The 18,002-nt window shown below is 76.0% G+C and carries 6 protein-coding genes; all 6 read right to left on the bottom strand.

Annotated elements, in window-relative coordinates; translation table 11 throughout:
* Position 1 precedes the first annotated feature (1 nt).
* Positions 2–5,545, bottom strand: coding sequence for an SDR family NAD(P)-dependent oxidoreductase (locus ACGFI9_RS29540; RefSeq protein ID WP_393183059.1), 5,544 nt, complete (start codon positions 5,543–5,545; stop codon positions 2–4).
* Positions 5,546–5,623: 78 nt separating this feature from the next.
* Positions 5,624–9,259: an amino acid adenylation domain-containing protein gene (locus ACGFI9_RS29535; RefSeq protein ID WP_393183058.1), complete on the bottom strand. Its 3,636-nt coding sequence runs from the start codon at positions 9,257–9,259 to the stop codon at positions 5,624–5,626.
* A complete protein-coding gene (locus ACGFI9_RS29530) occupies positions 9,256–12,429 on the bottom strand; it encodes a lantibiotic dehydratase (RefSeq protein ID WP_393183056.1) in 3,174 nt (1,057 codons plus the stop codon). The genes ACGFI9_RS29535 and ACGFI9_RS29530 overlap by 4 nt, the downstream gene beginning before the upstream one ends.
* Positions 12,426–14,159, bottom strand: a complete 1,734-nt coding sequence (locus ACGFI9_RS29525) for a beta-ketoacyl synthase N-terminal-like domain-containing protein (RefSeq protein WP_393183054.1) — start codon at positions 14,157–14,159, stop codon at positions 12,426–12,428. The genes ACGFI9_RS29530 and ACGFI9_RS29525 overlap by 4 nt, the downstream gene beginning before the upstream one ends.
* A complete protein-coding gene (locus tag ACGFI9_RS29520; RefSeq protein ID WP_393183052.1) occupies positions 14,156–16,624 on the bottom strand; it encodes an amino acid adenylation domain-containing protein in 2,469 nt (822 codons plus the stop codon). Before ACGFI9_RS29520 ends, ACGFI9_RS29525 begins: the two co-directional genes overlap by 4 nt.
* Positions 16,624–17,994, bottom strand: a complete 1,371-nt coding sequence (locus ACGFI9_RS29515; RefSeq protein ID WP_393183050.1) for a DUF6002 family protein — start codon at positions 17,992–17,994, stop codon at positions 16,624–16,626. The genes ACGFI9_RS29520 and ACGFI9_RS29515 overlap by 1 nt, the downstream gene beginning before the upstream one ends.
* Between the last annotated feature and the right edge of the window lie 8 nt (positions 17,995–18,002).

Below are 18,002 nucleotides of genomic sequence, written 5' to 3'. Positions count from 1 at the left end.
CTCAGCGGCGGGGCAGCCGGGGGATGGTCGGGGCCGCCGGGTCGGCGGCGGTGGGCTCCGCGGGCTCCTCGGCTCGCATCTGCTCGATCAACGCGGCCAGCTCGGCGATGGTGGGCCGTTCGAACAGGCTGCGCATCGGCAGCTGTACCCCGACCGCCTTGCGCATCGCGGCGATCAACTGGACCGCGACCAGCGAGTTTCCGCCGAGCTCGAAGAAGTCGTCGTCGACGCCGATGTCGTCCACGCCGAGGTTGTCCCGCCACACGGCGGCGATGACCGCCGCCAGCCCGCCGGCCGGGAGGTTCGCGCCGCCGGCGGCGGTCGACGCGGCGGGCGCCGGCTCCGGTCCGCTGTCGGCCACCTGTCGCCGGGTCCGGGCCAGGACGTCATCCACGGACCGGGTGGTGATCACCACCTGGGGTCCGAGCCCGGCCGCCAGGCTCCGGCGGAAGGCCTCCGCCCCGGCCGCGGGACTGATCTCCCCCGCGGGTCCGGCCGACGGGAGGGCCACCGGCCCGGCCGCCGGCTCGGCGGCGGCGAGGTCGCCGGTCACCGCCGCCCGGTCCACCCGGCGCAGGACGAATTCGCTGATCGCGACGAGTTCCCGGCCGTCGGGGTCGACCAGCGACAGGTCGGCCACGACGACGTCTCCGCTGGCGGTGTCCCGGTGCCGCAGGTGGCTGTAGAAGGTGGCCGGCAGATCCCCCCGCACGACCACCCGGCCGTACGACAGCGGCAGGTAGTTCCCCGCACCGCGGGCGCGGCCGAACGCGGTGGCCACATCCAGCATCGCCGGGTGGAGTCCCCAGGCCGCCAGGTCACCGGCGGCCACCGGCGGCGCCTCGATCCGGGCCAGCTCCTCACCCTCGCCCACGTGGTGCTCGCGCAGCACGTCCCAGCGCGGCCCGAAGCTGACCATTCCGGTCCGGGGCGGGCCGGACCCTTCGCCGTCGTCGATCCGCCGGCACCGGGCGAGCACCGCGGCGAGGTCCAGCACCGGGGCGTCGCCCACCGCGGTCCAACCCGCCGATCCGCGTACGTGGGTGCGGGTCCGCCCGCCGGAGAGGCTGTGGATCTCGAACGTGCCGTCCTCGGTGGACAACTCGACCCGGTACTGCGCCACCGACCCCTCCGGCACCGCGAACGGCTCCAGGAAGGCCACGTCGGTCAGCTCGACGACCTGTCCGGCGTCCGGCGCCGGCACGGCGTGGACGACGGCGGCGCGGGCGCACTCCAGGTGGCCGGTGCCGGGCACCACCGGCACGCCGGCGATGCGGTGCTCGTCCAGCAGCCAGTGGGTGGCGGACGAGACCACGCCGTGCACGACGGCCCCGTCCGGGCCGCCGACCCGGGTGGTCAGGAGGGGGTGGTCGACCGGCGCGGTGTCCCGCGCCGCCGGGCGCAGGGTGGCCGAGGTGGTCTCGGCGGCCATCCCGACCTCCGCCCAGCCGCCCCAGTTCTGCGACAGCACCGGGGCCCGCCAGCCCTGGCCGGCCCGGGCGTGCGCGTCGAGGAAGGCGTTGGCCGCGCAGTAGTCGACCTGACCGAAGCCGCCCGCCACCGCGGTGACCGACGAGCAGAGCACCACGAAGTCCAGCGGCAGGTCGCCGAAGACCTGAGCCAGCGCGAGGGTGCCGGCGAGCTTCGGCGCGAGCACCCGCTCGGCCTCGGCCCGCTCCTTGAGCTCGGCCACCCCGCCGCCCGGCAGGCCGGCCGCGTGCACGATGCCGTCCAGTCCACCGAACGCCGCCTCGGCCTCGGCGCGTACCCGGCGCAGGTCGGCCGGGTCGGTCACGTCGGCGGCGAGCACCAGCACCTCGGCGCCGGCGCTCTCCAGCCGGCGGATCGCGGCGATGGCCCGACCGACCCGGTCGGTGGGCGCGCTGCCGTGGACCGCCAGGTGGCTGTCCCACTCCTCGCGGGGCGGCAGCCCGGAGCGGGCCACCAGCACGAGCCGCGCTCGTACCCGCGTGGCGAAGTCCTCGGCCAGGGTGATGCCGATGCCGCCGAGACCACCGGTGATCAGGTAGCGGCCGCCCTCGGCCAGCGCCGCGGTTTCGGCCGCACCGTCGAGGCGGACCGGCTCGAACCCGGACACCCAGCGACGCGCACCGCGCAACGCCACCTCGGTGGGGCCGTCGTCGGCCGGCCGGCGCAGCTCGGCCACCAGCGTCGCCGCGCCGGTGGCGGCCGGGTCGGCGTCGATCAGGCGGACCCGCAGGCCGGGCTGTTCGACCGGGAGCACCCGGGCCAGCCCGGCCAGGGTGGCGTGCTCGGGGCGGCGCAGGTCGCCGCCGACGGGGTCGCCGACGCCCGAGGTGACCAGGTCCAGCCAGACCGGCTCGGCGGCGTCCCCGCCGGCGGTCAGCCCCGCTGCGGCGAGGGCCTGGGCGAGGTGCAGCGCGCTGAAGAAACCCCGGTCCTGGGCGGCCCAGGCGGCGGCGACGTCGATGCCGGCCGGCTCGCCGTCCAGCGCCCACGCGTGCACGATCCGGCCCGGCACGCCGGTCGGGGCCAGCGCCTCGACCAGGGCGTCGTGGTCCTCGCGTACCCCCGGGCGGAGCTGGAAGCCGTGTGGCGTCGGACCGAAGTGGGGTCCCGGCCGCACCTCGACCAGGTCGGCGCCGGCGGCGCGCAGCGCGGCGGCCAGCGCGTCGCCGCGCGGGCCGTCGACGAAGGCCAGGCAGCGGCCGACCGGCGCGGTACGCGGGTCGGGCGGGGCCTGGCGCCAGGTCGGCACGGCGAACCAGTCGGCGAGTTCGCGGGGCCCGCTGGGCGGGACGGCGGCCATGGTCGGCTGATCCGGGTCCGGGTCGACCCAGTGGCGGGTGCGCTCGAACGGGTAGACCGGCAGCGGCACCCGCGACAGCGGGGGGACGCCGTCGTCGTCCGCACCGGGCAGCGTTCGCACCGGCGTGCCGCGTACCCACAGCGCGCTCAGCGCCCCGGAGAGCGTGGCCAGGTCATCGGTCGACTCGCCCGGGCCGGGCAGGCTGGCCAGCGGGGCGAGCGCCCGCTGCGCTGTCGACCGTTCCGGGTCGCGGCGCGGCGTCGAACGCGCCGAGCCGGAATGGTCGACTGCGGCCCGGCCCACCTGCATCCGGGCCAGGCCGGCCAGCTGCCGGCCGGGCCCGCACTCGACCAGCGACCAGGTCCCCTCGGCCAGCAGGGTCGCCACGCAGGCGCCGAACCGGACCGGCTGGCGCAGGTGGGTGGCCCAGTAGCCGGGGTCGGTCGCCTGCTCGTCGGTGATCCAGGCGCCGGTCACGTTGGACAGGAACCGGGTCCGCGGGCGGCCGAGCGGGACCGCGGCCACCACCTGGGTGAACTCGGCGAGGATCGGCTCCATCATCGGCGAGTGGAACGCGTGCGACGTCCGCAGCTTCTTGGTCTTGCTGGGCAGGGTGTCGGCGAAGGCGGCGACCGCTGCGGTCTCGCCGGCGACCACGCAGGTGCCGGGCCCGTTCACCGTGGCGATCGTGACCCCGTCCGGCAGCAGGGCGGCCACCTCGGACTCGTCGGCGGCGACGGCGAGCATCGCGCCGGCCGGCATCGACTGCATCAGCCGGCCCCGGGCGGCGACCACCCGCAGCGCGTCGGGCAGGGTGAAGACCCCGGCCAGGGTGGCCGCGACGTACTCGCCGATCGAGTGCCCGATCATCGCCGCCGGGCGTACGCCGAGCACCCCCCAGGTGGCGGCGAGCGCGTACTCGACGGTGAACAGGGCCGGCTGGGTGTACCGGGTCTCGGTCAGCTTCTCCTCGGCGTCCGGGTCCCGCCCGAGGATCAGGTCGCGGATGTCCAGCCCGAGGTGCGGCTCGAGCAGCTGGGCGCACTCGTCCACCACCCGGGCGTACACGGGCTCCTCGGCGTAGAGCCGGGCACCCATGCCGGCGTACTGGGCGCCCTGGCCGGAGAAGAGGAACGCCACCGGCGGCGCGGCGCCGTCGACGACCCCGCTCTGCCGGCGCCGCTTGTCCCGCAGCGCGGCGACCGCCTCGGGCAGGTCCTCGGCGACCACGCTCACCCGGTGTGCGTATTCGGGGCGGCCGACGCGCAGCGTGTGCGCCACGTCGGCGAGGTCGTCCGTGGCGTCCGCCAGGTGTTCGGCGAGCTGGTCGACGGCGCGGTCCAGCGCGGTCGCCGTCCGCGCCGAGAGGCGCACCACCTGGGGACGGCGGGGCCGGGACCGCCGGGCGATCGACAGCGACTCCGGCGCCTCCTGGAGGATCACGTGCGCGTTCGTGCCGCCGATGCCGAACGAGCTGACCCCGGCCCGCCGGGGTCCCCCGTCGGTCTCCCACTTCGCCAGGGCGCTGGCCACGTGGAACGGTGTCGCCGCGAAGTCGATGGCCGGGTTCGGCCGCTCGTAGTTGATGGTCGGCGGGATCAGCCGGTGTTCCATCGCCAGCACCGTCTTGATCACCCCGACGATGCCGGCGGGCTGGCTGAGGTGGCCGATGTTCGACTTCACCGAGCCGAGCGCGCACCAGCCCCGCTCGCTGGTGCCCTGCCCGTACACGGCGGAGAGCGCGGCGACCTCGATCGGGTCGCCCACCGCGGTGCCGGTGCCGTGCGCCTCGAGGAACGTGACGGTCCGCGGGTCGATGCCGGCCGTGCCGACCGCCTGAGCGACCGCGGCCATCTGGCCCTCGACGCTGGGCGCGGTGAACCCGGCCTTCTGCGCGCCGTCGTTGTTGATCGCGTTGCCGAGGATCAGCGCGCGGATGGTGTCGCCGTCGGCGATCGCGTCGGAGAGCCGCTTGACCAGGGTGACCCCGACACCGCTGCCCCACACCGTGCCGTTCGCCCCGGCGTCGAACGGACGGCAGTGCCCGTCCGGGGAGGTGAACCCGTCCATGCCGAGGTAGCCGATGCCGTGCGGCATCTCCAGGTTGACCCCGCCCGCCAGCGCCATGTCGCACTCCCCGTTGCGCAGCGCCTCGCAGGCGAGGTGAAGCGCGACCAGGGAGGTCGAGCAGGCGGTCTGCACGGTGAGGCTGGGGCCGCGCAGGTTCAGCCGGTAGGAGGGGGTGGTGGTCACGTAGTTCGGCGAATTGCCGGTGTTGATGGAGACGACGCTGCTCGGCGAACCGCTGACCCGGCGGTTCCGGAAGATGTTGTCGCGCAGGTAGTTCTGGCTGCCGGTGCCGCCGTACACGCCGATCGACCCGTCGTAGCGGGCCGGGTCGTAGCCGGCGTCCTGGAGCGCGACGTAGCACGCCTCCAGGAAGAGCCGGTGCTGCGGGTCCATCACCTCGGCCTCGCGGGGCGTCAACCCGAACAGCCCGGCGTCGAACCGGTCGAAGCCCTCGATGACCGGCGCCCGGGAGACCCAGCCCGGATCGTCCACCTCGGACAGTTTCGCGCCGCGGGCCAGCTGCTCCTCCCGGCTGAACGAGGTGACCGACTCGACCCCGTCCACCAGGTTGCGCCAGAACTGCCGGACGTCGTCGGCACCGGGCACGCGGGCGGCCAGCCCGACGATGGCCAGCGGCTCGACCCCGTCCTCGGGAAGGATGTCGGAGAGGTTGTGGAGGACCACGGTGATTCCTCTATCTTTCAGCGCCGCTGACGCGGCGGGACGGTTGACGACGGACTGCGGCCGGCGTGACGGGCCGCGTCACGGCTCGGCCCGCCCGGGGGCGCGGGTGGGGCGGCGGACCTGGCGGCCGCGCGCCCGCGCCCGGCGGTCCGCGGCGCGTTGCAGGGCCAGCCGGATCCCGTCCGCGTTCTCTCCGTCGTCCAGGAAGGCGGCCAGGGCGCGGACGTTGGGGTAGCGGAACAGGTCCACCAGGGCGATCTCGCGGCCGATCGCCTCGGCGAGCCGGTGCTGCACCTCGGCCATGGCCAGCGAGTGGCCGCCGAGGTCGTAGAAGCTGTCGGTGGCACCCACCCGCTCGACGCGCAGCGTCTCCCGCCACACCCGGGCCACCAGTTCCTCGGTCGGACCGGTCGGCGCGACCGGGTCGGTGCCGGCCTGCGGGGCGGCCGGCGCCGGGCCCGCCGGGGCGGGCGCCGGGGTCGACCGGACCGCACCGTCCCGCACCCGGGCCAGCGTGGCGGGGGTCGGTACGGAGTCGGCCGGCTGTGCCGGAGCCTCGGTGAGCGCGTCGAGCACCGCCACGTAGCCGTCGAGCAGGTCGGCGATCCGGGCGGCGGCGAACAGGTCCGGGTTGTAGACCGCGTCCAGCGCCAGCACGCCGTCCCGCTCGACCAGGTAGAGGGTGAGGTCGAACGGCGAACCCGGCAGCCCGGCAGCCACCCGCTCGGCGACCAGGTCCGGCAGCTCCAGCGCCGGCTCGGCGAAGTTGAACACGTTGAACAGCACCTGGACCAGCGGCGCGCGGGCCGGGTCCCGGGGTACTGACAGCTCCTGGACGATCCGCTCCAGCGGCGCGTTCGGGTGGGCCAGCACGTCGAGCAGCTCCTGCCGGCAGGCCAGCACCTGGTCGGTGAAGCTGCGCGCGCCGTCGGGGCGTACCCGCACCGGCGCGATGTCCACGAAGAACCCGATGAGGTCGGCGACCGCGGCCAGCCGACGGTCGGCGACCACCACCCCCACCACGTGGTCGTCGCGGTCGACCAGTCGACGCAGCACCTCGCCGAAGGCGGCCAGCAGGACGGTGGACGGGGTGGCGCCGACCCGGTTCGCCAGGTCGCGTACCCGGGCGTCGAGCTCCGGCCGGAACGGCACGGTGGCGAACGCGCCGGAGTAGGTCTGCGCGGCCGGGCGTACCCGGTCGGCGGGCAGCTCCAGCACGGTCGGCGCGCCCGCCAGGTGGGCGGTCCACCAGGCGAGGTCGTCCGGTCCGCGCAGCCGGTCCCGGGCGGCTCGCCAGACCGCGTAGTCGGCGTACGTCGCGCGCAGCGGCTCCAGCGGCGGACTGCCGTCCCGGGCAGCCCGGTAGGCGGTGGCCAGCTGGTCGTAGAGCACCGCCTGCGACCAGCCGTCGAACACGGCATGGTGGAAGGTCATCGCCAGGACGTGGTCGTCGGCGTCGAGCCGGTACAGCTCGGCCCGCCACACCGGCCCGGTGGCCAGGTCGAACCGGGTCGCCGCGGCGGCCTGCAACCGCCCCCGCAACACGGTCTCCCGCTCGCTCGGCGCCACGCCGGACAGGTCGACCACGGTCAGCGGCACGTCGGACGGCGGGTCGCAGACCACGTGCGGGGCGCCGGCCACCCGGGTGATCCGCCAGCGCAGCACCTCGTGCCGGTCGGCGACGGCCCGCAGCGCGGCGCGCAGCGCGCTCGGCTCCAGCGGGCCGCGCAGCCGTTCCGCCATCGCCGTGTTGTAGGCCGCCGAATCGGGCGCGAGCTGGTCCAGGAACCACAGCCGGCGCTGGGACGGGGACAGGGTCGGTGGCTGACCCGGGACCAGCTCCGGCTCGGTGAGCCGCGGCGCGCCGGCGACCCGGGCGGCCAGGCCGCCGAGAGTCCGGCTGTCGAAGACGTCCTCCACCGAGACGTCCCGGCCGACCTCGTCGCGGAGCAGGGCGACCAGCCGCATCGCCGACAGCGAGGTCCCGCCGACGGCGAAGAAGTCGTCGGCCCGGTCCGCCGTGAGCACGCCGAGCACCCGCCGCCAGGCGTCGGCGACCGCCCGCTCCTGCGCCGTGCCCTCGGCGGGCCCGCCGGCCGTGGCGTCGGCGCCGGCCAGGGTCGCGCCGGACGGACCGGTCGGCGCGGCGAACGCGGCGGCGGCCAGCTCGGCGAGGCGTACCGCGTCGCGCTTGCCCGACGGGGTGAGCGGCAGCTCGTCCCGCCGGAGCAGCCGCCGGGGCACCATCACGTCCGGCACCCGCTGCCGCAGGAACTCGACCAGCTCGTCGTCCGACGGCGACCCGGCCGGCGTCACGACGCCGACCAGTTCGGTGCCCGCCGGGCCGTCGACCGGCACCACCGCCGCGTCACGGACCTGCGGGTGCCCGCCCAGCACCGCCTCCACCTCGCCGAGTTCCACCCGCTGGCCGCGGACCTTGACCTGCCGGTCGATCCGGCCGAGGAAGAGCAGTTGCCCCTCGGGCAGCCAGACCGCGCGGTCGCCGGTGCGGTACAGCCGGGCGCCCGGCTCGCCGGAGAACGGGTCGGGCACGAACCGCTCGGCGGTCGGGCCGGGCCGCCCCAGATAGCCGCGGGCCAGGCCGACCCCGCCGATCAGCACCTCGCCCGGCGTGCCCGGGGGCACCGGCGCGCCGTCGGCGTCGACCAGGTAGATCCGGTGGTTGGGTAGCGGCCGGCCCATCGGCACCGGCCCGTCCCACGATCCGCTCGCCCGGTAGCCGGTGACGCAGACGGTGGCCTCGGTGGGGCCGTAGCCGTTGGAGAACCAGCGGGTCGGCCGCTCCGCCGGTCCGGCCCAGCGGGCGATCTGCTCGGGGGCGGGCGCCTCGATCCCGGTGAAGACCGTACGCCAGTGCGGCAGCCGGTCGGGGTCCAGCAGCGGCAGCAACGCGGCCGGCAGGCACCCCCAGGTCACCCCGTGCGCCTCGACGAAGCGCTGCAGCCGCGCCGGGTCCACCCGGTCCGCGTCCGGCACCAGCGCGATCTCGCCACCGGCGATCAGCGGGATGAACAGGTCCTGCACCGAGGCGTCGAACCCGAGCGGGGCGAAGCCGAAGGCCACGCAGCTCTCGTCCGCGCCGCTGTACGCCCCGAACGCCGTCACGTGCGCGACGACGCTGCGGTGGCTGACCACGACCCCCTTCGGCCGGCCGGTCGAACCGGAGGTGTAGAGCACGTAGGCGGCGTTGTCCGGTCGGGCCGGGCAGGCCACGGCCGGAAACGCGCCGACCGGCTCGGCGGGGACGTCGACCAGGCGCAGATCCAGCTCGGGCAGCGCCTCCCGGCCGGCCTTGTCGACCACCACGGTCGCCAGTTCCGCGTCCCGGGCGATCTCCCGGAGCCGCCGGTGCGGGTGCGCCCGGTCCAGCGGGACGTAGCACCCGCCGGCGAGCAGCACGCCGAGCACCGCCACGAGCAGGTCCGGCCGCCGCTCGGCGCAGATGCCGACCCGGGTCTCCGGGCCGACGCCGTGACCGCGCAGGGTGGCCGCCAGCGTCCCGGCCCGGTCGACCAGCTCGGCGTAGCTGAGCACCTCCTGCCACTGCCGCACGGCGACCGCGGCGCCACGGCGGGCGGCGGTGGCGAGGACGAGGTCGGCCAGGGTGGCCTCCGGGTAGTCCCGCACCGGCCCGACCGCGTACGCGTCGCGTGCCTCCGTGCCGTCGGGAGCGGCGGTGAGCGTCTCGGTCATCGGGTCACCTCCGTCGTGGCGGCCGGGGCCGGGTCGACCACCTGGATCCGCAGTTCGGACTGGTACCGGCGGCCCTGACCGTCCGGCACCCAGGCCAGGTCCGGGCCGGGCAGCGACTCGCTGACCACCACCGTCACGGCACCGCCGGCCTGCTGCCGGGCCGCGCGGACCATCGCGCACAGCGACGACGCGAACAGCGGGCTGGACAGGTCCACGTAGCAGGGCTTCGTCTCGGTGGAGAGCTTCACGTAGACCTGTTCCGGCAGCCCCAGCGACCGGCGCCAGCGCCGCACCGCGAGGTACCGGCCGAGGTTGCCGGTGGCGTCGGCCAGCCCCGACTCGTCGATGGTGGTCCGCCAGGTCTCCCGTACGGCGACCAGCCGGTCGATCGTGACCCGCGGGGTGTGCGGCCGGGCGCTGACCAGCTTGAAGCCGTCCGCGGCGTGCATGGACAGCAGCTCGCTGAACACCTCCAGCAGCGGCCAGGGTCCGTGCCCCGCACCGTCCACCAGCAGTTCCCCGCCGACGTCGCGCACCCGCAGGGCGGTGATCGGCACGCAGTCCGGCTCGGCCCCGGGCGCCGGCACGAAGGCGAGCTGGACGTCGGTGGGGTGTTGCAGGGCGAAGGTCACCCGGGCCGTGTGCCGGGGCATCGACGGCGGGAAGAGCAGCCGTACCCGGCCGGGACCGAGGTCGGCGGCGAGCCACTCCGCGAGCCGCTCGGGCGCGTCGTGGCCGGAGACGAACACCGAGTTGTCCAGCGTGGACCAGGCGGTGTGCAGCTCGCCGAGCACCACGGTCGCCGCGCCCCGGTCGATCGCCTCCACATCGGCGGCGCAGATCTGCAGGTCGGGGCTGTGGACCCGCCCCGCCGACCAGCCGGCACGGGTGGCCGGGAAGAGGTCGTCGACCCGGGCGGCCAGGTCGGCGGCGGACAGCTCCACCCGCCGGGTCTGCCCCGCCGGGTGGTCGTCGAGCCCGGTCAGCCGGCCGAACCGTGCCGCCAGCTCGGCCGCGACGGCGTCGATGGGCCGCTCCCCGGCACCGAAGAGCGGCCCCTGGGCCAGGTACCAGAAGTCCGCGAAGGACACCTCCGCGTCACCGGTCTCGGCGGCCAGTTCCTCGTAGAGTCCCCGGAACGCCGTCCCGTACGCCCCGGCGATCGCCACGGTCAGCCAGCGGGCCGCCCGCAGCAGCACGTCCAGCGGCGCCGCCACCAGGTCCAGCACCGCCCGGCCCAGGGTCACGTCGAGGTCCCGGACGGTGTCCTCGTAGCAGACCGCCCGGCCGGCGTACGTCTCGCCGGCCCGGTGCAGGGCGGGTTGGCCGGTCAACGCGGTGAAGTCGGCGTGCAGCTGCCGCAGCGCGCGGTGCAGCCGGTCCGGGTCGCCGGCTGCCGCCGCGACCTCGTCCCGCGCCGCGCACAGCCGGGCGAAGTCGGCCTCGACCGCCCCGCGCAGGTCCGCCTCTCCGATCCCGGCGATGAGCTCGCGCAGTCGCGCCTCGGCCGCGCCGCTCATCGGCAGGGACACGCCCCACCAGACCAGCCCCCGCTCGACCAGCCGGTCCAGCGTCAGGTAGACGGTGTCCTCGGTGCGCAACCCGCGCTGCGCGGCCGGCTCCTCCGCCACCAGCCGCCGGGCGACCTCGATCACCGGGGTCCGGCCATCCAGCCGGGCAACCACCGCCGCTTCGGCGGGGCTGAGGACGACCGGCGGCGCGGCGGGCCGGGCCACCCGTCGCTCGTCGGCGAGGTGGAACGGCGGGTGCAGCGCGGCCGGCAGCCACCGGCGGACGGCCGGCTCGGCCGCGATCCGATCACCGAAGGCCGCCAGCGCCCGCCACTCGAAGGAGACCATCCGGTGTCGGACCAGTCCCGGTCCCGCCGTGACGGTGCTGGTCGGGGTCCGCTCGGTCAGCGTCGCCCAGCAGATCGGCCCGAAGAAGCCGATGGTGTCGTTCTTCGCCGTGTACCGCTGCCAGTACCGGCCGATGGCCTGCTCGCGGGCGCGTCGCTTGTCGTGGCTGCGCTCGTCCGGGCCGCCCCGGCGCACCGAGTCGAACGCGGTGAGAATGTTGAGGTTCTGCCAGGTCACCGCCTCCCGGAACAGCGGGTCGCCGGCCAGGTCGTAGACCACCTTGCTGGTCTCGGCGACCGCCGCGGCCAGCACCGGCAGCAGCTCGGCCTCCGCCACCGCGCCGTCGAGGTGGGCGTCCGCCACCGCGGCCAGTTCCGGCGCGGTCAGCCGCAGCACCCCGTCGGCCGGGAAGCCCGCGGCCCGCAGCACACCCTCGCGCCATACCCGCCACCCCCCGCTGCCGAGCGGGATCAGGTGCTCCGCCACCGCGTCCGGCCGCGGCATCTCCGCGGGCCGGACGGTGCCGGTCGCCGCGGTGCCGAGGGCCGCGAGCAGGTCGGCGCCGACCTGCGCGGCCACCTCGGCCGCCCGCTCGGTGACGAACAGGTGGCCACCCTGGACGGTACGCAGCGTGCAACCGGCGGCGGCGTGCTCCGCCCAGGCGGCCATGGTCGCCGCGTCGGCGTCCGGGTCGTCGGTGCCGGCCAGGCAGACCATCGGCACCGGCAGCGGCGTGTCCGGCCGGTACGTGTACCGGTTGAGCCAGTCGAAGTCGGCGCGCAGCGCCGGCAGGATCAGCTCCAGCAGCTCCGGGACGTCCCGCAGTCCGGCCGGCAGTCCGCCCAGCTCGGCGATCCGGGCCAGGAACTCCTCGTCCGGCAGCTCGGCGATCGGAGCCAGCGTGTCCGGCAGCTGTGGCGGACGGCTTCCGCCCAGGTAGAGCCGGCTCGGCAGCCGTGCGCCGAGGCGGCGCAGTTCCCGGACCACCTCGAAGACGAGCAGGCCGCCCATGCTGTGCCCGTACATGGCGTAGGGCCGGTCGGCCCGCTGCCGCACCGCCTCGACCACCTCCGCCAGCTCGAAGGTGGGCGGTTCGGTGATCCGCGCCTCACGTCCGGGCAGGGCCAGCACGGCCAGTTCCACGCCGGCCGGCAGGGCTGCCGGCCAGTCCCGGAAGGTGCTCGGGCCGGCGCCGGCGGGCGGCAGGCCGAGCAGCAGCGGACCGGCCGGGGCCGGGCGGCCCAGGGTGACGAACCACGATGCCGGCGGGGGGACCCGACCACCCGCCGGTCGGATGTCGAGTTGGCTCATGGCCGGCCTCCACTCTGCCGCGCGACCTGCGGCGGCTCGATCCAGTGCCGGACGCGTTGGAACGGGTAGCCGGGCAGCGGCACCCGTCGTCCGTCGGGGGCCGGAACCTCACCGCCGCGCCGCCACTCGGCGGCACGGTCGCGCAGCTCGGCCGGAGCGTCCGCGGGCACCATGACGTCGTCCGGGCCCCGTGCGTCGGCCAGCGAGCGCAGCGCCGCGACGGCCCCGGACCGGTCCCGGGCCACGACGGCGGCCCGGTGCGGCAGCCGCCGCCGGCCCACCGTCAGGGTGTACGCCGCGTCGGCCGGCGGCACGCCGGCGTCGAGGTGCTCCGCCAGGCGGCCGGCGAGCTGGCGCAACGCCCGAGGGTCACCGGCGCTCAGCGGCAGCAGGACCCACGGCGTTCCCGCGTCCGGCGCCGGGCGCGCCGGGGCTTCCTCCACCAGCACGTGTGCGTTGGTGCCGCCCAGGCCGAAGGAGCTGACCCCGGCCCGCCGCGGGCCGGCCCACTTCTGCTCGCCGGTCGTCACCACGAACGGCGTGGCCGCCAGGTCGACGTCCCGGTGCGCTCGCCGGAAGTGCAGCGTGCCGGGGATGACCCCGTGCCGTACGGCGAGCACCGCCTTGATCAGGCCGATCACGCCGGCAGCGGCGTCCAGGTTCCCGACGCCGGACTTCACGGAGCCCAGGACGCAGTACCCGGACCGGTCGGTGTGCATCCGGAAGGCCCGGGTCAGCGCCTGGATCTCCAACGCGTCGCCGACCACGGTGCCGCTGCCGTGGCCCTCGACGAAGCCGACGTCGCCCGCCTGCCACCCGGCGGCGGCCAGTGCCTCCGCCACCACGGCGGCCTGGCCGGCGACGCCGGGGGCGGTGAAGCCGGCCCGGTCGGCGCCGTCGTTGTTGACGGCCCAGCCGGCCAGCACCCCGTAGATGTGGTCGCCGTCCTCGATCGCGTCGGCGAGGCGCTTGAGCAGCACCGCCCCGGCGCCGTTGCCGAACACCTGCCCGGAGGCGTCCGCGTCGTACGGCCGGCAGACGCCGTCCGCGGCGAGGGTGCCGCCGGGACGGTGCCGGTAGCCCACCTGGCGGGTCGACACCACCGCCGCGCCCCCGGCCAGCGCCAGGTCGCAGCGGTAGTCGAGCAGGCTCTGCGCCGCCTGGCAGACCGACACCAGCGAGGACGAGCAGGCGGTCTGCACGGCGACCGCCGGACCGGTCAGGTCCAGCGCGTACGCCACCCGGCTCGGCAGGTAGTCCGAGGTGCCGCCGGCGAGCGCGTCGTCCCAGTCCTCCATCAGGCCGCCCGCCGGCTGCACGGCCGGGTTACCGAGCAGGTGGTGCCGCAGGTAGCGGTTGGCGGCGCAGCCGGCGAAGACGCCCACCTGGGTCTCCGGGTCGGGCCGGGCGTAGCCGCCGTCCTCGAGCGCCCACCAGGCCACCTCGAGGAAGAGCCGGTGCTGCGGATCCAGCAGGGCGGCGTCGGCGGGCGGGTAGCCGAACAGCGCCGCGTCGAAGTCGGTGAGCCCGGCCAGCCGGCCGAAGGCGGGCACGAAGCCGGCGTCGGCGGCGGTCTCGGGCGGCAGCCCGGCCGCCGTCAGGTCGGCCCCGGAGAACCGTCCTACCGCGTCGACTCCACCGATGAGGTTCGCCCAGAACTCGGCCGGCCCGTCCGCGCCGGGCACCCGGCAGGCCAGCCCGATGATCGCGATCCGGTCGTCGTCCGTCATTCCGTCTCCCCCGACCGCGCCCGGCGGCGTCGGCGCATCCGACCGGCGGCGCGCAGCAGCGCACCGTCCTCCTCACCCGCCCCGCCGGCCGGTTCACCGGCACGCAGGTACGCGGCCAGTCCGGCGACGGTGGGAAACTCGAACAGCCGCACCAGCGGGATCCGACGCTGCAACGTCGCCTCCAGCCGAGCCTGCACGAGCGCCATCAGCAGCGAGTGGCCCCCCAGGTCGACGAAGGCCGTCTCCCGGCCGACCCGGTCCAGACCGAGCACCGCACACCAGGCGGCGGCGATGATCGCCTCCAGCGGGTCGTGGTCGGCGGCCTGGACCACCGGCCCGGACGGCGGGGGAAGGGCGGCGACGTCCAGCTTGCCGGTCACCCCCATGGGCAGGGCGTCCACCAGCACCACGGCGCGCGGCAGCATGAAGTCCGGCAGCCGGACCGCGAGGCCGGCGCGCAGGGCGGTCGGGTCGACCGACGCGTCCGGCGACGGCACGACGTACCCGATGATCTCCTTGTCGCCGGCGCCGGTGCCGCCGGGGCGGGGCCGGGCCACGACGGCGGCCTGCCCGACGCCGGGCAGTGCGGCCAGGGCGGCCTCCACCTCGCCCAGCTCGACCCGGTGGCCGCGCACCTTCACCAGCCGGTCCGCCCGGCCGAGATAGACCAGCCGGCCATCGGGCAGCCGCCGGGCCAGGTCTCCGGTCCGGTAGGTCCGCACCCCGTCGTGTTCTTCGAACCGGGCGGCGGTCAGGTCCGGCATCCGCCAGTAGCCGAGCGCGACGTGCGCCGAACGGACGACCACCTCACCGGTCAGGCAGGTGGGCCGGCCCGCCGGGTCGAGCAGGAGGACCTCGATGCCGTCCAGCGGATGGCCGATCGGGACGACCGGATGGTCCAGCGGCGCGTCCGGCGGGAGGTGGTCCTGGGTGGCGAAGCTGATCTCGGTGGTGCCGTAACCGTTGACGAACACGGCGTCCGGGGCGAAGTGGCGGCGGGCCAGCTCGACGTCGTGCCGGGTCACCTCCTCGCCGCCGAGCAGCACGGCCCGGATGTCCGGCAGCAGGCCGTCCGGGCCGAGGCTGGCACACAGGTAGCGGTAGACGGTCGGCGTCGAGTGGTAGACGGTGACGCCCCGGTCGGCCAGGGTCCGGGCCAGGTGACCCAGCCCTTCCCGGCGGATGTCCACCGGTACGACGGCGGCGCCGCAGAGCAGGGCGCTGAACGTGTCGGTGACCGCCATGTCGTAGCCGAACGAGGTGAGCACGCTGGTCCGGTCGGCCGGGGTCAGGGCGAAGTTGCGGATGTGGTTGCCGACGCCGAACAGCACGTTGCGGTGGCTCTGCACGACGCCCTTGGGGTTGCCGGTCGACCCCGACGTGTAGAGCACGTACGCCGGGTCGTCGGGGCCGGCCGGGGTGGCCAGCCCGGCCGCCAGGTCTGCGAGGTCGGCCGGTCCGCCGGCCCGGACCACCGGGACGACGCGGAGTCCGGGACGGCCCGCCAGCGCACGCAACCGGTCCGCCAGATCGGCGTGCTCGGCGTCGGTGAGCAGCACGTCCGCGTCGCTGTCGGCGAGGATGTGGGCCAACCGCTGCGCCGGGAAGGTCGGGTCGAGCGGGACGTACGCCCGGCCGGCGGCGAGCGCCGCGAGCAACGCGACCACCGTCTCGGCGCCGTGCCGGCAGAGCAGCGCGACCTGCCCGCCGGTGGACGTGCCGGCGACGGACCGGATGCCGGTGGCGGTGGCGACCGCCGCGGCGGCCAGGTCCCGGTAGGTCAGGGGGCCGGTGTCGGCGAGCAGCGCCGGATGGTCCGGTGTGCGGAGCAGCTGCGCGGCGAACGCGGCCGGGATGGTGTCCCCGGGCGCGCGTTCGGCCCGGACGCCGGCGCCGCCGTGCAGCTCGCCGCGCCGGGGAGCGCGGTGCCGTTCGTACGCGGAGACCGGCAGCAGCCGGGCGGTGTCGGCCCGGTCGTCGTCGGCGAGCGCGGCGAGCAGGGTGCCCAGGTCGGTGCGGACCGGTTCGACCAGCTCGTCCGGACAGCCGCCGAACTCGATCTCCCAGCCCGCCTCGGCGGTCCGGACCGCCAGCGCGATCCCGTCGGCGAAGGGCAGGTCCGGCGCGGTCCCGGCCGGTTCCGCCGGGGGTCCGGCGTGCGCTGTGGCGCGGCTGGTGGCCGCGGCGGAGAGCGCCTCCCCCACGGGCCGGTCGTCGGTGAGGTCCAGCTGGTACCCGGCGTCCGGGCAGCGGACCGTCACCTCGGTCCGCCCGGTCCAGCGGCGGACCAGCAGGGCCGCGGCGACGACGGCCACGACCTGCGGCGGCACCCCGTGGCGGGCGGCGAGGGCGGTCAACCTCCGGCTCGTCCCGGCGTCGAGCACGATCCGTGGACGCTGCTCGGCCGGCTCCGGTCCCGCGGTGATGACCGGCGCCGGGTCCAGCGGGGTCAGGGTCGGGCCCATCAGCGCCCGCCGAGGACCGCCGCGGCGACCTCGTCCACGGTCGACACCTCGGCGTACGGCTCGGCCGCGGCGTAGTCGTCGCCGGTGTAGCAGCCGGAGCCGTGCAGCACGATCTCGTGGCCGGCCGGCACCAGCCCCCGGTCGACCGCGTTGAGCACGCCGGTCAGCGCCATCACGATCGACCACTCGCGCAGCTGCGCGGGATCCGCCGGGAGCGGGCGCCGGCCGTCGGCGAACCAGTCCCGCAGCAGCGGGTAGCGGCGTTCGCACTCGCGCCGCGAGACCACGATGCCGTCGCCGCCGAACCGCCGGATGAGGTCGTTCATCGCCGGTGAGGTGACCGGCTCGTGGGTGTAGAAGGTCGGGTCCAGGACCTCGTCCGGGTCGTCGGTGACCTCCGGGAAGTGCGGGTCGTCGCGCTGGGTCCAGCCGCCGCCCGCCTCGTCCCGGACATAGCGGGGCAGGTGCGCCCGGGAGAAGCTGCCGTGCCGCAGGTTGAGCACCATGTCCGGGGTGCCGAGGTGCTGCACGAGCAGGAAACCGGGACGGTCCGCCGGCTCGGCCCGGCCGGTCGCCTCCAGCACGTCCCGGCCCAGGTTGTACCCGAGCAACCCGTACGCGCTGGAGACGGAGTGCGCGTGCCAGCGCGGCGGGGCCGCCGAGGTCGGCGACACGTCGGCCTCGAACGCGGCCCGGGCGGCGTCGGCGACGAGGTAGTTGCGCAGGTCGAGGGAGTACCACAGGTTCAGCCCGTGCTTGTCGTACGCCTCGGCGGCGTACGCGTCGACGAACGCCCGGGCGAGCGCCTTGACGCCCTCCGGGGCGCCGCCGGTGAACCGCAGCAACGGGTTGAGCGGGCGCAGGGCGGGGTCGTCGGCCAGCCGGTCGACGCGGAACTTGTGCCGGGTGGACTCCGGGGCGAGGACGACCACCGACAGCTGGTCCGGCGTGACCAGGCCGGCCGCCAACGCCCGCCCCACCGCGTCGCGCAGGGCGATGCCCTTGTTGGCCGAGGTGGGGGTGAAGATGCAGATCGCCTCCCCGGTCCGCCGGATGTGCTCGACCGCCCGCGCCACGATGACCATCGAGGGGAAGGTCTTCGTGGTGTGGGTACCGGGGTTGCCGGTGAGGTCGATCATCTGGACCGGGTGCCCCCGGTACTCCCCGAGCGACCGCCAGGTGACGGTGGCCGCGCCGAAGAACTCGCGCGTCTCGTCGGTCAGCGCCGGCAGGTCGAAGCCGGGCGCGAAGCCGGGGCTGCCGGCCGGGCCGGTCGGGGTGGCGCCGCACTTGGCGACCGCGGCCGGGATCAGGTCGTAGTAGTCGGTGATCAGGTTGCGGGACATGACGACGGGCGGCGTGGAAAGCATCTGGTCTC

This window comes from Micromonospora sp. NPDC048930 (assembly GCF_043197935.1).
In the GTDB taxonomy this organism is placed as follows: Bacteria; Actinomycetota; Actinomycetes; order Mycobacteriales; family Micromonosporaceae; genus Micromonospora.
Note: the sequence above shows the minus strand (reverse complement) of the source record. Positions and strands in the feature narration are given on the sequence as shown.

Coding starts and splice junctions, on each gene's coding strand:
- ACGFI9_RS29525 (WP_393183054.1), bottom strand. CDS start 14,159: ATGACGGACGACGACCGGATCGCGATCATCGGGCTGGCCTGCCGGGTG.
- ACGFI9_RS29535 (WP_393183058.1), bottom strand. CDS start 9,259: ATGACCGAGACGCTCACCGCCGCTCCCGACGGCACGGAGGCACGCGAC.
- ACGFI9_RS29530 (WP_393183056.1), bottom strand. CDS start 12,429: ATGAGCCAACTCGACATCCGACCGGCGGGTGGTCGGGTCCCCCCGCCG.
- ACGFI9_RS29520 (WP_393183052.1), bottom strand. CDS start 16,624: ATGGGCCCGACCCTGACCCCGCTGGACCCGGCGCCGGTCATCACCGCG.
- ACGFI9_RS29515 (WP_393183050.1), bottom strand. CDS start 17,994: ATGCTTTCCACGCCGCCCGTCGTCATGTCCCGCAACCTGATCACCGAC.